We start from the raw sequence: 20,980 nt of genomic DNA, 5'->3' as shown, positions 1-20,980 counted from the left end.
CGATTTATAAGTAAGTTTTTTATCAAAGATCAAGGAATTTTTTTTAATTCGTGGTTACTTCTAAACCGATCTCGAAAGCGTATTTTTCTCCACTCAATTGTGCTCTTAGATCTTCAGTTAGTGGATACTTACTGTTTTTTTTATTTTTGTCAGTTATCCACAAGTCATCCAAGATCTGTAACTTGAAAATCAGCCGTGATAGCACTATCTTGTAACTCGAAAACGAACGAACCCCTATATGTAGTGTTTAGGCATCAATATATAGATAGACTTTGATCACAAAGCCTCAACGAGATTTACAATCGTTTCATAACAAAGATACAAAAATAAGGCTTTTATCAGTTTTATTAGGGAAATAAAGCAGAATGAACCAACAACTTACCGTTACTAAACGTAATGGCCGCAAAGAAAACATAGATCTAGAGAAGATCCACCGTGTCATCACGTGGGCTGCAGAAGGTCTAAACAACGTTTCAGTCTCTCAGGTAGAACTCAAGGCTCACATTCAGTTCTACGAAGCATCACGACTTCTGACATCCATGAAACCATCATCAAATCTGCTGCAGATTTGATCTCAGAAGAAACGCCAGATTACCAGTACCTTGCTGCTCGACTTGCTGTATTCCACCTGCGTAAAAAAGCGTACGGTCAATACGAGCCGCCAACGCTGTACAATCATGTTTCTCGTCTTGTAGACATGGGTAAATACGACAAGCACATCATCGAAGATTACACTCGTGAAGAATTAGACGAGCTCGATGCATACCTTGATCACCGTCGTGACCTAGATTTCTCTTATGCGGCTGTTAAACAGCTTGAAGGTAAGTACTTCGTTCAGAACCGTGTATCTGGACAAATCTACGAAAGCGCGCAGTTCTTATACATCCTTGTTGCAGCTTGTTTGTTTGCTAAGTACCCGAAAGCAACACGTTTGGATTACGTTAAACGTTTCTATGATGCGACGTCGACATTTAAGATTTCTCTACCTACACCAATTATGTCTGGTGTACGTACGCCTACCCGTCAGTTCAGCTCTTGTGTACTTATCGAGTGTGGCGATAGCTAGACTCTATTAACGCAACTGCTAGCTCAATCGTACGTTACGTATCTCAACGTGCTGGTATTGGTATTAACGCGGGTCGTATCCGTGCGCTAGGTTCTGAAATCCGTGGTGGTGAAGCATTCCATACCGGTTGTATCCCTTTCTACAAATACTTCCAAACAGCTGTAAAATGTTGTTCTCAAGGTGGCGTTCGTGGCGGTGCAGCAACGGTATTCTACCCACTGTGGCACGGCGAAGCTCGCTCTCTAATGGTTCTTAAGAACAACCGCGGTGTTGAAGAAAACCGTGTGCGTCACATGGACTACGGTGTTCAGTTGAACAAACTGATGTATCAACGCCTAGTTGAAGGTGGCAACATCACCTTATTCTCTCCATCGGATGTGCCTGGCCTTTATGATGCTTTCTTCGAGAATCAAGAAGAATTCGAACGCCTGTATGTGAAATACGAAAACGATCCTTCAATCAAGAAAGAAACCGTTAAAGCCATCGAAATGTTCTCTTTGCTCATGCAAGAGCGCGCCTCGACAGGTCGTATTTACATTCAAAACGTAGACCACTGTAATACGCACAGCCCATTCGATTCAGAAGTGGCGCCTGTTCGTCAGTCAAACCTATGTTTGGAAATTGCACTACCAACCAAACCACTGGCCAATGTAGAAGATGACTCGGGTGAAATTGCCCTATGTACGCTTTCTGCATTTAACCTTGGTGCGATTAAATCTCTCGACGATTTTGAAGAGCTATCGGAACTGGTTGTTCGTGCACTTGATGCCCTACTCGATTACCAAGATTACCCGCTACCAGCAGCATACAAGTCGACAATGAACCGTCGAACTTTGGGTGTGGGCGTTATCAACTTCGCATACTACCTAGCGAAGAATGGTGTGAAATACTCAGATGGCAGTGCTAACGGCCTAACTCACCGTACGTTTGAAGCGATTCAGTACTACCTACTGAAAGCGTCTGTCGAGCTTGCGAAAGAGCAAGGCAAATGTCCATCTTTCCACGAGACAAACTATGCGAAAGGCCTTCTGCCTATTGATACATACAAGTCTGACGTTGATGCGATTTGTGATGAAAAACTTCATTACGACTGGGATGCGCTACGTGAAGAGATCATGGAGTATGGCCTACGTAACTCAACGCTAACTGCACTGATGCCATCAGAAACATCATCGCAAATTTCTAACGCGACAAACGGCATTGAGCCACCACGTGGCTATGTATCAGTTAAGGCATCGAAAGACGGTATCTTGAAGCAAGTCGTTCCAGATTTCGTAAACTTAAAAGAGAACTACGAGTTACTTTGGGACATCGGCTCGAACGACGGCTACTTGCACTTAGTAGGTATCATGCAGAAGTTTGTTGACCAAGCTATCTCTGCGAACACCAACTATGATCCAAGCGTCTACGAGACGGGTAAAGTTCCAATGAAGAAGCTATTGCAAGATCTTCTAACGGCATACAAGTTTGGTGTGAAGACACTTTACTACCACAACACTCGTGACGGTGCCAAAGACGAACAGTCTGGTGGTGTTGCAGTCCAAGAAGACGATTGTGCAGGCGGCGGTTGTAAGATTTAATCGACAACCCATATATTAGAACAGTGAATTATCTGCCCTTCTTTTTAATTTCTAAACAAGAAGGGCTTAAAAGGAATTGAGGCATTTATGGCTTACAGTACTTTTTCTCAAAACAAAAATGACCAGTTAAAAGAACCAATGTTCCTTGGTCAATCGGTTAACGTTGCGCGTTACGACCAACAAAAATTTGAGATTTTTGAAAAGCTGATTGAGAAGCAGCTTTCTTTCTTCTGGCGTCCGGAAGAAGTCGATGTATCAAGCGATCGTATCGACTACAACAAACTTCCTGAGCACGAGAAACACATCTTTATCTCTAACTTGAAGTACCAAACTCTACTTGACTCGATTCAAGCCGCAGCCCGAACGTGGCGCTGCTGCCCTTAGTATCGCTTCCAGAAGTAGAAACTTGGATTGAGACATGGTCGTTCTCTGAAACGATCCACTCACGTTCATACACACACATCATCCGTAACATCGTAAACGACCCTGCGGTTGTATTTGATGACATTGTTGAGAACGAACACATTCTAAAACGTGCTAAAGACATCGCTCATTACTACGATGATCTCATCGCTCTGACTAACGACTACCACCGCTACGGTGAAGGTACACATACAATCAATGGCGAAACAGTTAATGTTAGCCTTCAAGATCTGAAGAAGAAGCTGTACCTATGTCTGATGTCAGTGAATGCCCTTGAAGCGATTCGTTTCTATGTAAGCTTTGCTTGTTCATTTGCCTTCGCTGAACGTGAACTGATGGAAGGTAATGCGAAAATCATCAAGCTAATCGCACGTGATGAAGCACTGCACCTGACAGGTACTCAGCACATGTTGAACCTACTTCGTAATGGTCAGGATGATTTCTCATTCATGCAGATCGCTGAAGAGTGTAAACAAGAGTGTTTTGACCTGTTTAAGGAAGCAGCAGAACAAGAGAAAGAGTGGGCCGAATACCTGTTCAAAGACGGTTCTATGATCGGCTTGAACAAAGACATTCTTTGTCAGTACGTTGAATACATCACCAACGTTCGTATGCAAGCGGTTGGTCTAGCAGCAGCTTACCCTGAAGCGACATCTAACCCAATTCCATGGATTAATGCTTGGTTGTCGTCTGATAACGTTCAGGTTGCACCGCAAGAAGCAGAAATCAGTTCTTACCTAGTCGGTCAAATCGACAACGAAGTGAATGCAGATGACTTCGAAGGTTTCGAACTGTAATGGCGAATATTACAATCAACAAGATCACGACCATTGAATCTAACTCGTCCAACACGATTCTAGAGACAATGGAGCAAGCCGGCCTTGAACCCGAGTACAACTGCCGTGAAGGACACTGCGGTGCATGTAAATGTACGCTAGAGTCTGGCGAAGTCGAATACGTTGGGTTTGCTATGGCTTATACACAAGGTAATGAAATACTGCCTTGCATTTGCAGAGCAAAAAGTGATTTAAAGCTGAATGGCGTATTGTTCAGTGCGAAAGCAAAGAGAGCATAACTATTCAATTAAGCTCTTTTTGAATCAAAGTTGATTGTAGAAAACATAAAGGCCAGCGCTAAGCGCTGGCCTTTACTATATGTGATAAAAATTCGTCTGCGGTAACCATAGATACGGCTTTGTCAGCCACTTCGCGCCCATCATCATCAAACAAAGATAAGCGAAAGCCTGTGTCATGTCCGTTGTAAGACTCTTGAGGGGCTTGATGCCACAACGACACAACATTGTGCTCATCATCGCTAAACGCCTCTCCTAAAACAACTTTTTGACTTGCCACTTGATACCAGACCAATATCTTTGATTGATAAAACATGTCTGCCTCCTTGCTCACCACTGATGCGAATACTCAGTTTACAAGTTCGCCAGGAGAATAGAAGGCTCAAAAATGAGACAATTTTATGGAACGTTGAAAATCATCCATTTAGCGATTAGAACAAATCATTCTAAAAAATTGATTCGGAACCACAATTAATATAAGCCACATATCCATTCAGTTACATGCTTATATCAACACTTACTAATTTGACAAAAACCAATCTTAGGTTACGAATCGAGCAAGCCTCTAGGAACATGCATCTCTTTCACAGACTTAAGTGAGCTGTATGACACGAATATAGGTTTACTCGATAAGTAGCGCCTCAACATATCGGCTGCCACCGTTCCTATCACCAGCTTTTGTTCTTCTATCGTATAATGCCTGTTGAAACTTAGAGTTTGCCCCCACTCCCCTTCCGGTGCAGAGAACGCCACGGTAAAACTGTTATCAATTAAACGGCCAGTCACCAAGGAAATGTCTGTTGAGCATTTATCTCGAGTTGCCCCTGCAAGCGCAAAGGTAGCAGCAAGTGGATCTTTCTCTTCTCCACCAATATCCAGAGATTGCCCAAGCACCCAACCGTGCCCACAGTATTTCGCCATTAAGGCATTTTCGTGTAGCCAATTGGATAACCACCCCTGTGTTGATTGCTCAGAGGTAGAAATAGACAATTTTTTCTCGGCAACTAAATGCCCAAGATGATCAGACAAGCTCTCATCGACACTCACCACATGCTTCTCTATAAGCTTGAAAATCAGTTGGAGTAATTTGACTCGAACATCAAGGTCTTGTTTAGGACCAAAGAGTTTTACCTCAATGTACGGAAGGTATGAACGGTAGCCAAGGCTATACCCGCTAGGTAAAGATACCTTATCGAGAACGTCAGCTAACCCAGACTCTGACGTACCAAATGTATAGAGCTTGCTGCAATCAAGACCGGCCTGTTCGGGGAACTGATGTTTTAAATCTGGAAGGATTTGGCTTTCCGCCATCAGCTTGAACTCTTTTGGAACACCTGGAGTAAAGTAAAACAGGCAACCGTTCACTTCCAGCTTAAAGCCGCAAGCCGTGCCAACAGGGTTATCAATCAACGTAGATTGTTCAGGCAGCATTGCCTGTTTAATGTTGCTTTCTGGCATAGTCAGGCCGCGACTGGTAAAGAAGGCTTCTAACCTTTCTTTCCATTCAGGGAAAAGCACCAAAGGCTGCTCAGATATCGCAGCTGCCGCTTCGGTCGACATATCATCGGTGGTTGGTCCAAGACCACCATTAACAATGACAACGTCACTATTAAAACTGAGCATTAACAGCTCTTCAGTCAATGCTTGTAGCGAATCGCCTACTGTTGAGCGTTTTACCAGTGGAAAGCCATGTTCATAAAACAAGCTCGATAGCCAAGCTGCATTGGTATCAACGATATCGCCATGAAGAACTTCTTCTCCAGTACTCAGCATCGCTATTTTCAACATACTATACTTTCCTCACGTGCTTGATGCATTCAATCACTTATAATCAATTTATGAAATAGATGTGTAACATTTTTCGGTAAAGCACATCTTTTTGGTTTAGTTTCCCAGATAACACAATTTGCAGTTTCTATTCTTCTGACTTTATTAGATAATTGTGAATCTGATCATTAAAAATTCTCAAATTTTGGAGCTGTCCGTGTCTATGAAAAACATAGCTGCAATGATGTTATCATTTTCTGCGTGTGCGAATGCCTCAAGTTATGACTCAATAAATCACATTGAGTTCAGTTACACGGCAGATAATCATAAAGACTACTTTTTCCAAGACAGCCATCGCTACTCTAATCAGCCAGTATTAGACGATCCAAGCAATCGCTATGCCGTCTATTTGCAAGAACCTGAGCTAACGATCGCAGAACCAGAACTGCCTAAGTACTTGCAAGTGCAAGATGGCAAAGACTGGGACTACTTGATGGGGCAAACCTACACAATTTTAGGTTTGAGTGTTGCCACGGTTGGCCTAATGACCTTGTTACCCGAATCCATCACTAAATGGGATGAAGAGTCTCGCGACTTGAGTAAACTTGGCAGTAAATGGGTAGACAACGTAAAAGCAGGTCCAGTTTGGGACCGCGATGAGCACTTTCTCAACTATGTCATGCACCCATATTTTGGTGGTGTGTACTATACGGCCGCTCGTCACGCTGGATTTAACGAGTTCGAATCCTTCCTGTACTCAGCAACCATGTCAACATTCTTCTGGGAATACGGTGTAGAAGCCTTTGCTGAAGTTCCGTCTTGGCAGGATCTGTTTATCACACCATTCTTTGGCGCGGTTGTCGGTGAGGCTATGTTCGAAACCGAACAAGAAATCATTGCTTCGGGCGGTGAAGTCATGGGCTCAAAACGAATGGGGGATGTCTCTTTATTCTTCCTGAACCCTGTTGGGCATATCCATGGTTGGGTTACTGATGCTTGGGGCGGCAGTGCTGAATTCCAGTTCAGCAGCACACCTTGGTTTGGCAATAATGAAGCAGCGAGCTTTGCGATGGACGCAGGCGCTTCTTACGACAGACAGTTCTACGGTGTTGAACTAAAAATTGGTTTCTAGCCAATAAGTTATTTTTGAGAAAGCGGCATTCTATTGCCGCTTTTTTTGTGTCTTGTGCAACAATTATTGCAACACAAATCAGCGACAGCTCTAAAAATTGACACTCGTCAAGCCTTCCTAGCCACTAACTTCTAAACTGAAGATAAGCATTCATGTAACTACTTGTTCTACTTGCGCTTTGGAGGCCCAATTATGAATAGCACATTCATTGTTAACTTTGTTGGTAAGGCGACTCCAGCAACGATCAAAAAACTGGCTACCGTGACTCATGATAACGGTGGGAAGTGGTTAATCAGTAAAGTGAACTTTATTGAAAACCAAGTGGCTGCCGTAATTAAGGTTGAACTTCCTAAGCAAAACGAAGAAGTAGTCAAACGCGCTTTCCACAATCACCCTGAGTTATTGGTGCAAATCGTCGATACTGACCCATTCAGTCATGCTACGGACACCATCTACCAATTGCGCCTCGATTCAAATGATCGCTCTGGCATCGTGAATGAGATAACGCATGTTCTTGACGGACAAGGCATTCATATCTTAGATATGGACTGTCAACGCGTGTTTATCGCTGGTGGCGGTGGTGTCGGGTCTAGCTTATTCACCGCTAACATGGCAGTGAAACTACCAAGTAAGGTCAACATTTCTGATGTGGCGGATGAGCTAGAAGCTCTTAGCGAAGATACTCGCGTCGTCGTTGAAGCGTAATCCCACTCTGTAAAATAGGAGCCCGCTCAGTGTTAACCACTGAGCGGGCTTTTTTTTGTTGATGTTAACTCGACTGATACAAAGTTTAGACGGTAACTTAACTAGCTAACCGACCATTGAGACAAAGAGCGTTTGAAATCGCTGTAATCAAACTCGTTAAGCTTTTCTAGTTCGCCATTGCTACGTTCACAATAAATCGATGGCATACGAAGGCCGTTAAACCAATTCAACTTCACCATCGTGTAGCCTGCGCTATCCATAATGTGCAGACGTTGCCCAATCTCTAATGGTTCATCAAAACTGGCTTCACAGAACTGATCACCCGCAAGGCAAGAACATGAACCGATTACGTATTCGTGCTTGCCCAACTCTGAAGCTTCCAAGATAGAAGCTGGCTCGTTATAAATAAGCGTGTCTAAGCGATGAGCTTCGGTTGCTGAATCGACGATTGCTGTCGTCTTCACGTTTTCAACAATATCAACCACAGTAACTACGAGATCCGTTGTCTTCGTGATAATTGCTTCGCCGGGTTCAAGGTAAAGCTGAACACCGTGTTTTTCAGAGAACGCCTTTAGAGCAGCACCTAACTTGTCGATGTCGTAACCTGGCCACGTAAAGAACACGCCACCACCTAAACTCACCCAATCTAGCTTGTTTAAGTACTCGCCAAACTGCTCAGAAATGGAATCAAGCAATCCAATAAATGCATCCACATCCTTGTTCTCACAGTTCATGTGGAACATCACACCATCAACCGACTCAAACACTTCAGGTTGAATATGATCAGCTTGCACACCTAAACGTGAGAACTGACGAGCGGGGTTTGCCAAATCTTGGCCTGCATAGCTGACACCTGGGTTTAGTCGAAGACCCAAAGACGCTTTGCCTTCAACAATATGGCGGTAAGCTGCAAGCTGTGACTGAGAGTTAAAGATCATCTTGTCGCAAATGTCTGCGACTTCTCTGACATCGTCTTCACTGTAGCCCACACTATAAGCATGTGTCTCACCACCAAAGGTTTCGTGACCCAGTTTCACTTCAAATGGCCCTGAGCTGGTGGTGCCATCAAGGTAAGGCTTAATGATGTCAAATACGCCCCAAGTTGAAAAACACTTCAGCGCTAGCACAAGCTTCACGCCAGAAATCTCTTTCAGTTGCTTTGCTTTTTCCAAGTTAGCAATCAACTTATCTTCGTTGATCATGAAGTATGGAGTTTTTAGTTCGTTATGTTGCATCTTTCTATTTTCCAAAATCGAACAAAGCCGACGCTAATGCATCGGCTTAAATCATATAAAATCGAGAATCGTTAAACGCTTACTTCAATTTATGGATGATTGGCTGACCTGGCTCAAGCTCTTGTACATGCCAATCCAGGCCAATACCTGGCATTGTTTCTAGGAACGGATCTGGGTTTAGCTGTTCCATGTTGAACACGCCCTTGTCTGCCCACTCACCACGGAAGAACTGAAGTGCAGCTGTGATTGCAGGAACACCCGTAGTGTAAGAGATCGCTTGGTGCTCTACGTCTTCGTATGCCACTTCGTGGTCTGCGTTGTTGTAGATGAATACGCTACGCTCTTTACCATCTTTCTTACCTTGTACCCAAGTACCGATACACGTTAGACCCGTGTAGCCCGGTGCTAGTGATGTTGGATCAGGCAGTAGTGCTTTCAATACGTGTAGAGGTTGAACAACCGTACCATCATGCAGAGTTAGCGGGTCTGGGCTTAGCAGGCCGATGTCACGCATGCAGTTGAAGTAGTTCAAGTAAGTATCACCAAAGCCCATCCAAAATTCGATACGTTTAGCCGGGATGAACTCTTGCATAGAGCGTACTTCATCGTGCGCCATTGAGTAAACTTTGTGAGTGCCACAGTTCGGGAAGTCAAATTCAAGCATACGTGAGTGACAAGGGACTTGTTTCCACTCTTCGTTTTCCCAGTAGAAAGAGTCACCTTGGATCTCAAGCATGTTGGTTTCTGGATCGAAGTTAGTCGCAAACTTCTTACCGTGGTCGCCTGCGTTCACATCCATCACATCGATAGTGTCGATCTCGTCAAATAGATGTTTAACCGCGTAAGCTGCGAATACTGACACTACGCCCGGATCGAAACCTGCACCAAGAATACCTGTGATACCCGCTTCCGCAAACTTCTCGCGGTAGCCCCACTGCCAATCGTATGCCTGAGGTACCTGCTGGCCTTCTGAACAAAGGTCTACCGCTACCGAGGTATCCAGGTAATTCACTTTCGCTTGGTAACAGGCTTCCATGATGGTCATGTTTACCCACGGAGGGCCTGCGTTGATAACTAGATCTGGCTTCACTTCGTTAATAAGCGCGACTAGAGCTTCCACATCATCTGCGTTTACAGCGCGAGCTTCTAGCTTCTTCGATGCATCTTTCAGGTTGTTTTTCTTCTGAATAGACTCGATGATTTTTTCACACTTACCCACTGTGCGTGATGCAATGGTGATATCACCTAGAACATCGTTGTTTTGCGCCGCTTTGTGTGCCACAACCCAGCCAACGCCACCAGCACCAATTTGTAAAACTGCCATAGTTTCGCTTACCTTATTTGTTTAGTTTGCTATCAGCCACTTCTACCGCAAGCTGCTTGATATCATTCAATAGTTTTTCGAAATCTTTCATAGAAAGAGTCGGATTTAAAATCGTAAATTTCAGTGCTGATTTTCCATCAATCACTGTTTCGCCCAGCACTGCGATACCGCGTACTAAAGCTTCAATTCGAACTTTTTGGTTGAGCTTGTCCAAGCTCACCGCATCACCTAACGTTGAACGGAACAGCACTGTCGATAATGCAGGACGAGCCAGTAACTCAAAACCTTCAGAAGCATCCACCAAATCAGCCACTTGCTGAGTTTGCTCTAACAGATGATCGTACATTTCACCGAGCGCTTTCGGGCCGACGCTTTGCATTGTCATGAAGACTTTTAGCGCGTCAAAACGCTTTGTAGTCGCGATAGATTTGTCTACTAGATTAGGTAGCTCGTCGTGTTCACGGTTTAAGTAATCTGCGTGATGCAGTAAGAACTTAAAGTTGGATTTGTCGTTAACAAGCAGCGCGCCGCAGCTGATCGTTTGGAAGAAGAGTTTATGGAAATCCACACTGACTGATGCCGCTCGCTCAATACCGCTTAATCGACCTTTTGAACCGCTCAAGATCAGTGCGCCGCCATAGGCACTGTCAACGTGCATCCATAAATCGTGCTTGTTGGCAACATCGGCAATAACATTAAGATCGTCAATCGCGCCGTGGTCAGTTGTGCCCGCCGTTCCTACGATAGCGAACGGGATCAATCCTTGCGCTTTAGCATCGGCAACGACTTGCTCAACGTGTTCAGCTTTCATGGTGCCGTCGATGTTGGCTGGTACTGAAAGTACCGCTTTTTCGCCTAGGCCCATCCATGATGCGGATTTTTGAACCGTAAAGTGCGCGTTCTCAGAGCAAACAATACGAAGTTTGTCAGCGTAATCTGGAAGGCCGAGTTTTTGAATCGAGTGGCCTGATAACTTATCAGCAATCCAGTCGCGTGCCAGCATCAAACCCATTTGGTTGCTCTGTGTTCCACCGCTGGTCATGATGCCGTCGGATTTTCCGCCAAGCTCGTATTTGTCGCACAGCCAGTTCACCACTTTTTGCTCTACATAAGTGGCCGATGAAGCTTGGTCCCAAGAGTCCATAGACTGGTTCAATGCGCCGATCATTGCTTCTGCAGCAACTGACGGCATCAATGGTGGGGTATGTAGATGAGCAATACAGTTTGGATGCTGAGTAAAGATGGCGTTTTTCGCCACCAGATCCGTCGTGCTCGCAATCACCTCTTTTAGGCTCTTATCTGACGAGTCTAGGCTTACAGCGTTAATCTGCTCTTCAAGCACTTTTGGATCTAGCCCTGAGTATGGCTTGTCCACTTGCTCAAACATTGCTTTCATGACGCTAGTGGTGTGATTCATCACAGAAGCAAACTCATCGGCACCTGCTTTGCCAGTGTGAATGAAGTGCTTTTTCCACTCTGTTTGATTTGGCGCCTCTTCGTTTTGAACAAGTTCAGCACCTGCCGCAAGCATGGCCGCTTCCAGTGTGCGAAGCGCAAAGTCGATTTGTTCAAATGAGATAATAATTGGCGGCAGAAAGCGAATGACAGAACCATCACGACCGCCTTTTTCAACCATAAGGCCGCGCTCAAGCGCTGCACGTTGGATCTTTAGGGTCAGCTCACCATCAGAGGCTGGCTCACCGAATTTGTTCAGTTCGCCATTGGTTTTCTTGATTTCAACGCCCAACATCAAGCCTTTACCGCGAACTTCGGCAATACAGTTCACACGTTTTTGGATGTTCTCTAAGCCTAAGCGTAGGTATTGGCCGGCGATGTTTGCGTGCTCTACTAGGTTATCACGCTCAATGATTTCTAGCGCCTTAGCACCAGAAACCATAGCTAATTGGTTACCACGGAACGTGCCTGTGTGCTCCCCTGGACGCCATGTGTCGACTTTCTTATTGAAGACCAAAATCGACATTGGCATACCGCCACCAATCGCTTTTGACAGACATAGGATATCTGGGCTGATTCCTGCTTCTTCAAATGCGAAACGGTAACCAGTTTTGCCTACACCACATTGAATTTCATCAAGGATAAGTAGGATGTCATGTTCATCACAGATACGGCGGATCTCACGAAGCCACTGAGCTGGAGCTGGGATAACGCCACCTTCACCTTGGACTGGTTCTAGAATGATGGCTGCTGGCTTCATGATGCCCGCTTCATCGTCATTAAGAAGACGCTCTATGTAGCGGATGTTGGCTTTTGCCCCTTCTTCGCCACCCAGACCAAACGGGCAACGCAAGCTGTAAGGGAACGGCATGAAATGCACATCAGACATCAGGCCCGTGCGGCGCTCTTTAGTGCCTAGATTACCCATCATGCCCATAGTGCCGTTTGTCATCCCATGATACGCACCACGGAAGGCAAACATAGTGTTGCGGCCCGTTGTCTGTTTAGCTAGCTTAATAGCAGCTTCCACCGCATCGGCACCCGATGGACCGCAGAATTGAATCGCGGAGTCTTTTGCAAACTCTTCAGGTAAGAAAGCTTTTACTTGGCGAATGAAATTCGCTTTCGCTTCCGTCGTAATATCTAGAGTTTGGTATGGAAGGCCTGAGTCCAGCTGGTCTTTCAATGCTTGGTTAATTTCTGGGTGGTTGTAACCCAAAACTAAAGTACCCGCGCCCGCTAGGCAGTCAAGAAACACCTGACCGCGTGTGTCTTCAACAATCGCACCATAAGCTTGTTTAATGGCGATTGGTAATCGGCGTGGGTAAGAACGCACTTCCGATTCATGCTCTGCCTGATCGAGGAGAATTTGATCTGGTGTTAAGTCGTAGATCCCTTCCACGACTGGAATCTGCGAGGAAATACTGGTTGCAATAGCAAGGCTATCGACTTCAAAAGCTGTGCTCATACGTGGAACATCCCTAACAAAAATGTGGAATAAAATTCAATTTTTAGGCGTACGAAAGCTAAAAGCTGCAAATTTGGGGTGCACTGCCGCGGTATGGACGCGACAAAGCCGTCATTCAAGTTTGATGACTAAGAAATAGGAAGCCTAATTCAAGGTTCAGTGATGCTGCTATCCTGCAGAACTGGACATTTTGGAAGAATATTGCTGATTTTAGTTTGTATAGTTACTGTATTCACTGTTGGGTTTCCCATTCGCAATTCGCTATGTGCGTCATTAGTATCCCGTCTACCGGCAAAAGGCTTTGTCGGTACCTACCCTACGCAATGTCACAATCAGCTCGAATGGTCACTGCGCGTCTCCCCCAGATTGTCGTGAACTTTATTTTGTTGTGAAAATAGTTCAACGTCCGAGATTGCGCGCGAAAATATCATAGTTTCAAAGACTCTGGCAACTGTTTTTACTTAGTAAGTTGTAAATAAAAAAGGCTAACCAAGCGGTTAGCCTTCTGCCGGTGCTGCCGTAGCAATCTACGCAGCGTCCGTTTTAAGAATTTCAGCCATCAGATTAATGTCATCTAACGCATCTCCAGGACTGATATAGTCAGCAAAAATCGTCTTACCGTCATCTATTACAATCGTTTGACTTACATCGTCAGTGACAATATTCAATGCGATGTCGTCACCGTCAATTGAAGCCGAGGTGACTGCAAGTAAATCATCTATATCGACATTCTCGTCATCTGAGAGCACATCGGTAATATCGATGATATCTTCGAAACGGGTAAAGTCTTCGACCGTATCCTCACCGCCATCCATCGCTGCTTGTAGCCATTTAAAGGCATCGGTATCTTCGGTACCCACTAATGTTTCATCGCCCAATGCCGCAGCTTGTTCAATGTATGGAGGAATTGTCACTGTGGCGTCATCACTCGTCAGGCCACTAGCATCGACTGCCACAAAGTTGAATGTATCGTCTGTAGTAATCGCTTCTTCACCAGATATATCACGTAGAACCCAGTTACCACCGGTTCCTTCCATTGATATGCCAACAATCGGGTTGCCTTCGGAAGAGTGACTGAACTGCTCATAAAACAGCTGAGAACCGAGTTCTGAATCCTTGTTATACGTAACCGTTGCTTCAGTACCATCTTGATAGGTGTAGGTCACTAAAATATCTGAACCATTGACAAAATTCTCTTGCATACCATCAATACCTAAGGTCACCTCTTCCAGTGGGTTTTCTGAGAAATCAATGATAATTTTTTCACCTGGTGTCATCCCGTTACCGTGGTTCTCTGCCAGACCAAACCCAATGTGATTATCCGGGCTAGTGTATTGCCCGAAAATGCCATTGCCATTACCTTGTGGGTTATTATCTATAAGAGTAATGAGAATTGCTGCGCCATTGGCTAATGTGACTTGTCGTACAGTTCCTGACTCACCTACAGCAACACCCCAGTTGTAGAATCCTTCAACTAGCTCAGGATTCTCAGGAATACCCCCAAGTTCAAACGTATTACCTTCGCCTTGCTGATACTCGATCTTAGAAGGATCTAACGCCGTACCCGTATCACCGCCAGTGTAGAGGTCATCGACCGTAAGTGCGCGCCTTTCTCCTTCCTCGTCCGTGTAATAAAGAGTACCCTGGGTTGGAAGTGAAGTAATCATCACCATGACTACTTCATTATTTTCTGGAACGGCTTCATCTATATCCCAAATATGGTCAAATTCTGGGTCTTCCGAGTCAAAAACAATCGGAATCGGTGAGTCTGGATCTCGAAGGTAAGCTTCAAAGCTTTCTGCTTCTGGTGCTTCGTTGACGTTCAGCTCGCTCAAGTCCACATTCACATTTGTAGACTTAGACTCGCCCCCAAATTGGCCGACTTCCGTTGCTGTCACTACTAAGCTGTGTATATTGTCTGGTAATTCGAAATTGTTAGTAAATGCATTGACGCCGTCTTCTGTTAATCGGATCTCTCCCGTTTCACTGTCAATAACGAAGAATGGATTGAGTTCATCTACATCCCCCTCCGCATAAACGTTGGTTAAAATGCTGTAAGTGATTTCTTCGCCATCTGCATCCGACGCTGATACTTGTCCAATAACGTGCTCATCATTACTGTTTTCAAAATAACTAAACTCATAACCATTCGGCTGAGTAAACTCCGGTGCGTTATCGTCAAGGTTAAGCTCATTCAAATTCACGGTAATATCGGTGAACTGAACATCGCCCAAGCCCTCAACTTCCGTTGCTCGAACAGTGATCTCATGTTCATTACCTTGCCACTCAAAGTCGTTGGTGAAGGCAAGCACTCCATCTGCAGTGAGTGTAATCGCACCAGTTAAAGCATTGATTGCAAACAGTGGTTTAATTTTCTCTGTATCTTCTGGGGCGTAAACATTCGTTTCGATGCTATACGTAACATCCTCTAAGTCAGGATCTACTGCCGTCACTGTGCCTAAAACATCGGTAGTCAATGAGTTTTCTTCATACTCAAACGTATAGTCTTGAACAGGATTACCATCGTCGTCTTCAAATACTGGAACGTTGTCATCGAGGTTGATTTCGTTGAGGTTAACAGTGATGTCTGTAAACTGCACATCACCCAGCCCTTCGACTTCCGTCGCTCGAACGGTTATCTCGTGCATATTGCCAAGCCATTCGAAATCGTTGGTATAGGCTTCTACACCAGCTGCAGTTAGGGTAATTGCACCGCTGTTTTCATCAATGGCAAACAGTGGTTCACTCTCGGTTTCATCATCTGGCGCATAAACATTGGTTTCAATGCTATACGTAACGTCCTCTAAGTCGGGATCCTCTGCTATAACGGTACCGATAACATCATTAACCGTTGAGTTTTCTTCATATTCAAAGGTGTAGTCTTGAACCGGATTGCCATCATCGTCTTCAAAAACTGGGACATTATCATCAAGGTTGATCTCGTTGAGGTTAACGGTGATGTCTGTAAACTGCACATCACCCAGCCCTTCCACTTCCGTTGCTCGAACGGTAATCGCGTGCATATTACCGAGCCATTCGAAATCGTTGGTATAGGCTTCTACACCGGCTGCAGTTAGGGTAATTGCACCGCTGTTTTCATCAATGGCAAACAGTGGTTCACTCTCGGTTTCATCATCTGGCGCATAAACATTAGTTTCAATGCTATAGGTGACATCTTCTAGGTCAGGATCCTCTGCTATGACGGTACCGATAACATCATTAACCGTTGAGTTTTCTTCATACTCGAAGGTGTAGTCTTGAACCGGATTGCCATCATCGTCTTCGAAGACTGGGACATTGTCATCGAGGTTGATCTCGTTGAGGTTAACCGTGATGTCTGTAAACTGCACATCACCCAGCCCTTCCACTTCCGTCGCTCGAACGGTTATCTCGTGCATGTTGCCAAGCCATTCGAAATCGTTGGTATAGGCTTCTACACCGGCTGCAGTTAGGGTAATTGCACCGCTGTTTTCATCAATGGCAAACAGTGGTTCACTCTCGGTTTCATCATCTGGCGCATAAACATTGGTTTCAATGCTATAGGTGACATCTTCTAGGTCGGGATCCTCTGCTATGACGGTCCCCAATACATCATTAACCGTTGAGTTTTCTTCATACTCAAAGGTGTAGTCTTGAACCGGATTGCCATCATCGTCTTCGAAGACTGGGACATTGTCATCGAGGTTGATCTCGTTGAGGTTCACCGTGATGTCTGTAAACTGCACATCACCCAGCCCTTCGACTTCCGTCGCTCGAACGGTAATTGCGTGCATATTACCGAGCCATTCGAAATCGTTGGTATAGGCTTCTACACCAGCAGCAGTTAGGGTAATTGCACCGCTGTTTTCATCAATGGCAAACAGTGGTTCACTCTCGGTTTCATCATCTGGCGCATAAACATTGGTTTCAATGCTATAGGTAACATCTTCTAGATCGGGGTCCTCTGCTATGACAGTACCGATAACGTCGTTAACCGTCGAGTTTTCTTCATACTCAAAGGTGTAGTCTTGAACCGGATTGCCATCATCGTCTTCAAACACTGGGACATTATCATCAAGGTTCAGCTCTGCCAGTGACACCTCAATATCGGTGTTCTTTATTTCACCCAGTCCAGGAACCTCAGTTGCCGTCACTGTTATAGAGTGGTTGTTAGCATCCAGTTCATAATCGTTTGTGAAAGCTTCAACACCGGCCTCAGTTAAGGTTATTTCCCCACTGGTCACATCAATGGCAAAGTACGGAAATTCTAACTCTGTATCTCCATTGCCATAGACATTACTACTGATGCTGTAGAGTACGACTTCATCATCTGCATCTGACGCACTGACTGTGCCAATGACATCGTTTATTGTTGAGTTTTCATTGTATTCAAATGCGTATCCCTCAACAGGTTCATCGTCATCATCAACAAAGATTGGATCATTATCATCTATATTGAGTTCTGAAAGATTCACGATGACGCTGTCTGTTAGCGGCTCACCTTCAGTCCCCACTTCTGTGACCGTCACCGTTATAGCATGTTGATTAAGTAACTGCTCAAAGTCATTAGTAAACGCTAACGCACCCGCCTCGGTTAAACTAATCTCACCAGTTGTCGGATCAATTTGAAACAGCTCGTTGTCATCATCGTCGGTGACATTTGTGGTAATTGAAAACTCTAGGATTTCGGTATCTGGGTCTGTGGCGGTTACTTGGCCAATCACGGATCCTGCTTCGGTACCTTCTGCATACTCAAAGCTATATTGGACGCCATCATTTGATGAGAGTTCGGGTGCGTCATTAGTACCGTTAATATTGACCGTTACAGTGGAAATGGTTCCATCGTCGGATTCCACTTCAAACACATCGGTTAAAGTGTCACCGACATTTAGCTCATCAAAAGCGCTGTTGGCAACAAAGACCCAATTCCCGTCACTGTCTATTGAAAACTGACCATTCTCACCTTCGGTATCAACTTGCTCAACAAAGGTCGGTTCGTCTGTATCGGTAGCGGTTAGGACACCTTCAAGCACCAAAGGCTCGTCGGTTTCATCTGCAGTCACATTGTCATCACCGGAGATCAGCGCGAGCGTTACAACGATAGCTTCCTCGAGTGTATCAACGAGCGCCAAACTTTGAGTTTCTGACAACCCTTGCGATTCCAACCCTTCTGTATCAAAAGATGTTTCTGCTAGAGTTTCCGCACCAGTTCGTTCAATATCCCCTGAACCTGTAAGGCTGGAACCATTTTGTCCACCAGCGGCGGTTGCAAAATCTTCATTTAAGGTTGGGTCGACACCATCTTCAATTTGCTCAAAGATTTGAGCTAGCTCAGCGTCGATGTCTAAGGACTGTAGACCAGCGTCTTCAGTAAACAATTCAGCTTCTATGTTTAATGACTCTGCCCCTAAAGCCCCCTCGGTAGGCTCACCTACACTGACCACTACTTGACCGGGTGCAACAGTTTCACCCGGTCCCAATTGGCGTACATCACCATTTTCATCAATGATAATGGTTCCGTTCACGAGTAGAACGGTTGTCGCTACTTTTATGCCCATAACGGTTCCCCCAGATGCACCAACGCCTCCCACTAGCGCCGCATACACCCCACTATGTAACCTATTAAAAATAGATGCGGCCATAATGACAAACTAGTCAATAACAGAAGAATCCTAACGAAAGCCAAAAAAGTCCTATCAGAAAAACCGGCACTTACTTCTAAAGTAAAAAATACCTTTTTGCCGGATCCTTAACTACGCTTAAAAGGATCGATGGCCATGTTCGACGATAACTTCTTGATTGTCTGTTTATTCGTCCTTCATAACTCAGTGGGGAGATACGTTGTGTTTTGGAAGAAAAAATTAGTCATAAGCAGTTTAATAGCGATGAGTTTTGCTAGCTCAGGACAAACTCTAGAACAAGCGGTAGCCATAACATTGGCCACCAACCCAGAAATCAAAAGCATCTTTAACGAATATGCGTCTAGCTTAAAAAATGCTGACGCCGCGGGCGGTGCCTACCTACCTAGCATCGACTTGGACGCAGGGATCGGTTACGAAGGTATTGATCCAGCAGATGACCCGACTCGAACAGACCTCACGCGAAAAGAGGCGACTATCTCCATCACCCAGCTCTTATGGGATGGCTCATCAACGCTGAATGACATTGATAGAACGGCTGCCGAAGCAGAGTCTATCCGTAACCAAATACTGGCAGACGCCCAAGACATTGCCCTGAGAGTGACTCAAGTTTATCTTGATGCGGTCAAGTCCTATGAGGTGCTTGCTCTATCGGAAAGCAACCTCGCCGTCCACAAAGAGATATATAGAGACATCAAACGCCGCGCAGAGTCTGGCATTGGCTCAACAGCGGATGTGTCTCAAGTTGAAGCTCGTATTGCAAAGGCGCACGGCAACCTTCTCGCAGCTCAGAACAACTTAGTCGATACACATACTCAATTTAGAAGACTTGTCGGGCAAGAACCTCTCGGCTTAATTTACCCAAGAGCCGATGAATCAAAATTACCACTTTCGCTAACAGACGCACTTGTTGTCGCATTTGATCAACATCCAGTACTTCAAGTCGCGGGGGCTGATATCGATTCAGCGCGCTTCCAGTACAAACAGTCCAAAGGGCCGATGTACCCTACTTTCTCTATCGAAGCGAGCCAAACTTGGCGTGACGATGCAGGTGGTATTGAAGGCAACAGTGAAGAAGCCATTGCCATGCTTAGAATGCGGTACAACTTATTCCGTGGTGGTAGTGACAGCGACCGCTCAGAAAGTGCAGCCTATCAACTCAACAAAGCAAAAGACCTACGCGACCAAGCTTACAGAGAAATAGAAGAAGGTTTGCGACTTTCATGGAGTGCATTGGATTTAACTCTACAACAGAAAAACTTTTTGGCTGACCACGTAGATTCTGCCTCAGAAACCGTACTGGCGTATGAGAAACAGTATCGAATTGGTCAACGAACCCTTCTCGATCTACTCAATACGGAAAACGAACTCTTTGAAGCACGTAAAGACTATTTAGATGCTCACTACGCCGAGCAATACGCTAAGTACCGAGTGATGAATGCAACTGGGGTGCTGCTTGATGCCCTGCTTGTTGACATCCCTAAAGAGTGGACGGAAAAAGTGGAGTACTAGTTATGTTGAATAAGAGCCTATTAAGTTTAGCCCTTGTACTCGCCTTTACCCATGGCAACACTTATGCGGAAGAAGAGTACGATTACATTGCAACACCCGAAGCCACCCAAGTTGCAGACTTACTAGATGACGACAGAGATGGGGTGGTGAATGCTAGAGACCTATGTCCTGGCACTCCCGAAACATCTCAAGTTGATAATGATGGCTGTGGCGAGACTATTAAGTCCTCTGAAGAGCGCCAGCTACGCATCTTGTTTGCTAACGACTCCTATGAGATTAATCCAATCTTCAGCAACCAAATTTCGACGATGGCGGAGTTCTTAGAGGCTTACCAGTCTGCATCCATTGAGATTCAAGGGTACGCAAGTAAAGTCGGCTCACCGGAATACAACCTCGAACTTTCCAAAAAGAGAGCCGAAATGGTACAGGATGAGCTGCTCTATTATGGCGTAGAACCTGACCGAGTACGAATTATCGGTTTTGGTGAGGACAGACTTGAAAACGATGGTGATGATGAAGTCGCCCACGCAGTTAACCGACGCGTCACTGCGACCGTTGTTGGCCTGCAAGAAAAGGTGGTTGAAGAGTGGACCATTTTTACGGTAATCGAAAAATAGCTGCAG

The 20,980-nt window shown here is 45.1% G+C and carries 11 protein-coding genes and 2 pseudogenes; 7 read left to right on the top strand and 6 right to left on the bottom strand.

Annotated features, from left to right (window positions below; translation table 11 throughout):
- Positions 1-365: 365 nt before the first annotated feature.
- From nrdA to yfaE, 3 genes and pseudogenes are all read left to right on the top strand, one after another.
- A pseudogene (gene nrdA / locus UA76_RS02150) lies at positions 366-2,646 on the top strand (class 1a ribonucleoside-diphosphate reductase subunit alpha).
- An 87-nt stretch (positions 2,647-2,733) separates the two neighbouring features.
- A pseudogene (gene nrdB / locus UA76_RS02145) lies at positions 2,734-3,866 on the top strand (class Ia ribonucleoside-diphosphate reductase subunit beta).
- Positions 3,866-4,144, top strand: coding sequence for a class I ribonucleotide reductase maintenance protein YfaE (gene yfaE, locus UA76_RS02140; RefSeq protein ID WP_047042556.1), 279 nt, complete (start codon positions 3,866-3,868; stop codon positions 4,142-4,144). Before nrdB ends, yfaE begins: the two are co-directional and overlap by 1 nt.
- Positions 4,145-4,202: 58 nt before the next feature.
- On the opposite strand, the gene UA76_RS02135 is transcribed toward yfaE, so the two are convergent.
- Positions 4,203-4,457 carry a hypothetical protein gene (locus UA76_RS02135; protein ID WP_047042554.1) on the bottom strand — a complete coding sequence of 85 codons (255 nt, stop codon included), beginning with the start codon at positions 4,455-4,457 and terminating at the stop codon, positions 4,203-4,205.
- Between the two features lie 230 nt (positions 4,458-4,687).
- Positions 4,688-5,929 carry a CinA family nicotinamide mononucleotide deamidase-related protein gene (locus tag UA76_RS02130; RefSeq protein ID WP_047042552.1) on the bottom strand — a complete coding sequence of 414 codons (1,242 nt, stop codon included), beginning with the start codon at positions 5,927-5,929 and terminating at the stop codon, positions 4,688-4,690.
- Between the two features lie 202 nt (positions 5,930-6,131).
- Between UA76_RS02130 and UA76_RS02125 the strand changes: the two genes are divergently transcribed.
- Positions 6,132-7,040: a DUF3943 domain-containing protein gene (locus tag UA76_RS02125; RefSeq protein ID WP_047042550.1), complete on the top strand. Its 909-nt coding sequence runs from the start codon at positions 6,132-6,134 to the stop codon at positions 7,038-7,040.
- 192 nt (positions 7,041-7,232) lie between these two features.
- Entirely contained in the window at positions 7,233-7,745 is a 513-nt protein-coding gene (locus tag UA76_RS02120; RefSeq protein ID WP_047042548.1) for a glycine cleavage system transcriptional repressor, read from the top strand.
- Between the two features lie 101 nt (positions 7,746-7,846).
- Here UA76_RS02120 and nspC read toward each other — a convergent pair whose 3' ends face one another.
- From nspC to UA76_RS02100, 4 genes are all read right to left on the bottom strand, one after another.
- A complete protein-coding gene (gene nspC, locus UA76_RS02115; protein WP_047042546.1) occupies positions 7,847-8,980 on the bottom strand; it encodes a carboxynorspermidine decarboxylase in 1,134 nt (377 codons plus the stop codon).
- A gap of 79 nt (positions 8,981-9,059) precedes the next feature.
- Positions 9,060-10,304, bottom strand: coding sequence for a carboxynorspermidine synthase (locus UA76_RS02110; RefSeq protein WP_047042544.1), 1,245 nt, complete (start codon positions 10,302-10,304; stop codon positions 9,060-9,062).
- Positions 10,305-10,317: 13 nt separating this feature from the next.
- Positions 10,318-13,227, bottom strand: a complete 2,910-nt coding sequence (locus tag UA76_RS02105) for a pyridoxal phosphate-dependent class III aminotransferase (protein ID WP_047042542.1) — start codon at positions 13,225-13,227, stop codon at positions 10,318-10,320.
- Between the two features lie 527 nt (positions 13,228-13,754).
- Positions 13,755-18,764, bottom strand: a complete 5,010-nt coding sequence (locus UA76_RS02100) for a VCBS domain-containing protein (RefSeq protein WP_047042857.1) — start codon at positions 18,762-18,764, stop codon at positions 13,755-13,757.
- 327 nt (positions 18,765-19,091) lie between these two features.
- Between UA76_RS02100 and UA76_RS02095 the strand changes: the two genes are divergently transcribed.
- Positions 19,092-20,357 carry a TolC family outer membrane protein gene (locus tag UA76_RS02095; protein WP_047042854.1) on the top strand — a complete coding sequence of 422 codons (1,266 nt, stop codon included), beginning with the start codon at positions 19,092-19,094 and terminating at the stop codon, positions 20,355-20,357.
- Positions 20,358-20,359: 2 nt separating this feature from the next.
- Positions 20,360-20,974 (top strand): OmpA family protein, encoded by a 615-nt coding sequence (locus tag UA76_RS02090; protein ID WP_047042540.1) that lies wholly within the window; start codon positions 20,360-20,362, stop codon positions 20,972-20,974.
- Positions 20,975-20,980 lie beyond the last annotated feature (6 nt).

Origin of the sequence: Vibrio mexicanus, from assembly GCF_001012815.1 — a bacterium.
GTDB classification, from domain to species: Bacteria; Pseudomonadota; Gammaproteobacteria; order Enterobacterales; family Vibrionaceae; genus Vibrio; species Vibrio mexicanus.
The sequence above is the reverse complement of the archived record's forward strand: the minus strand, read 5'-3'. Positions and strand labels throughout refer to the sequence as shown.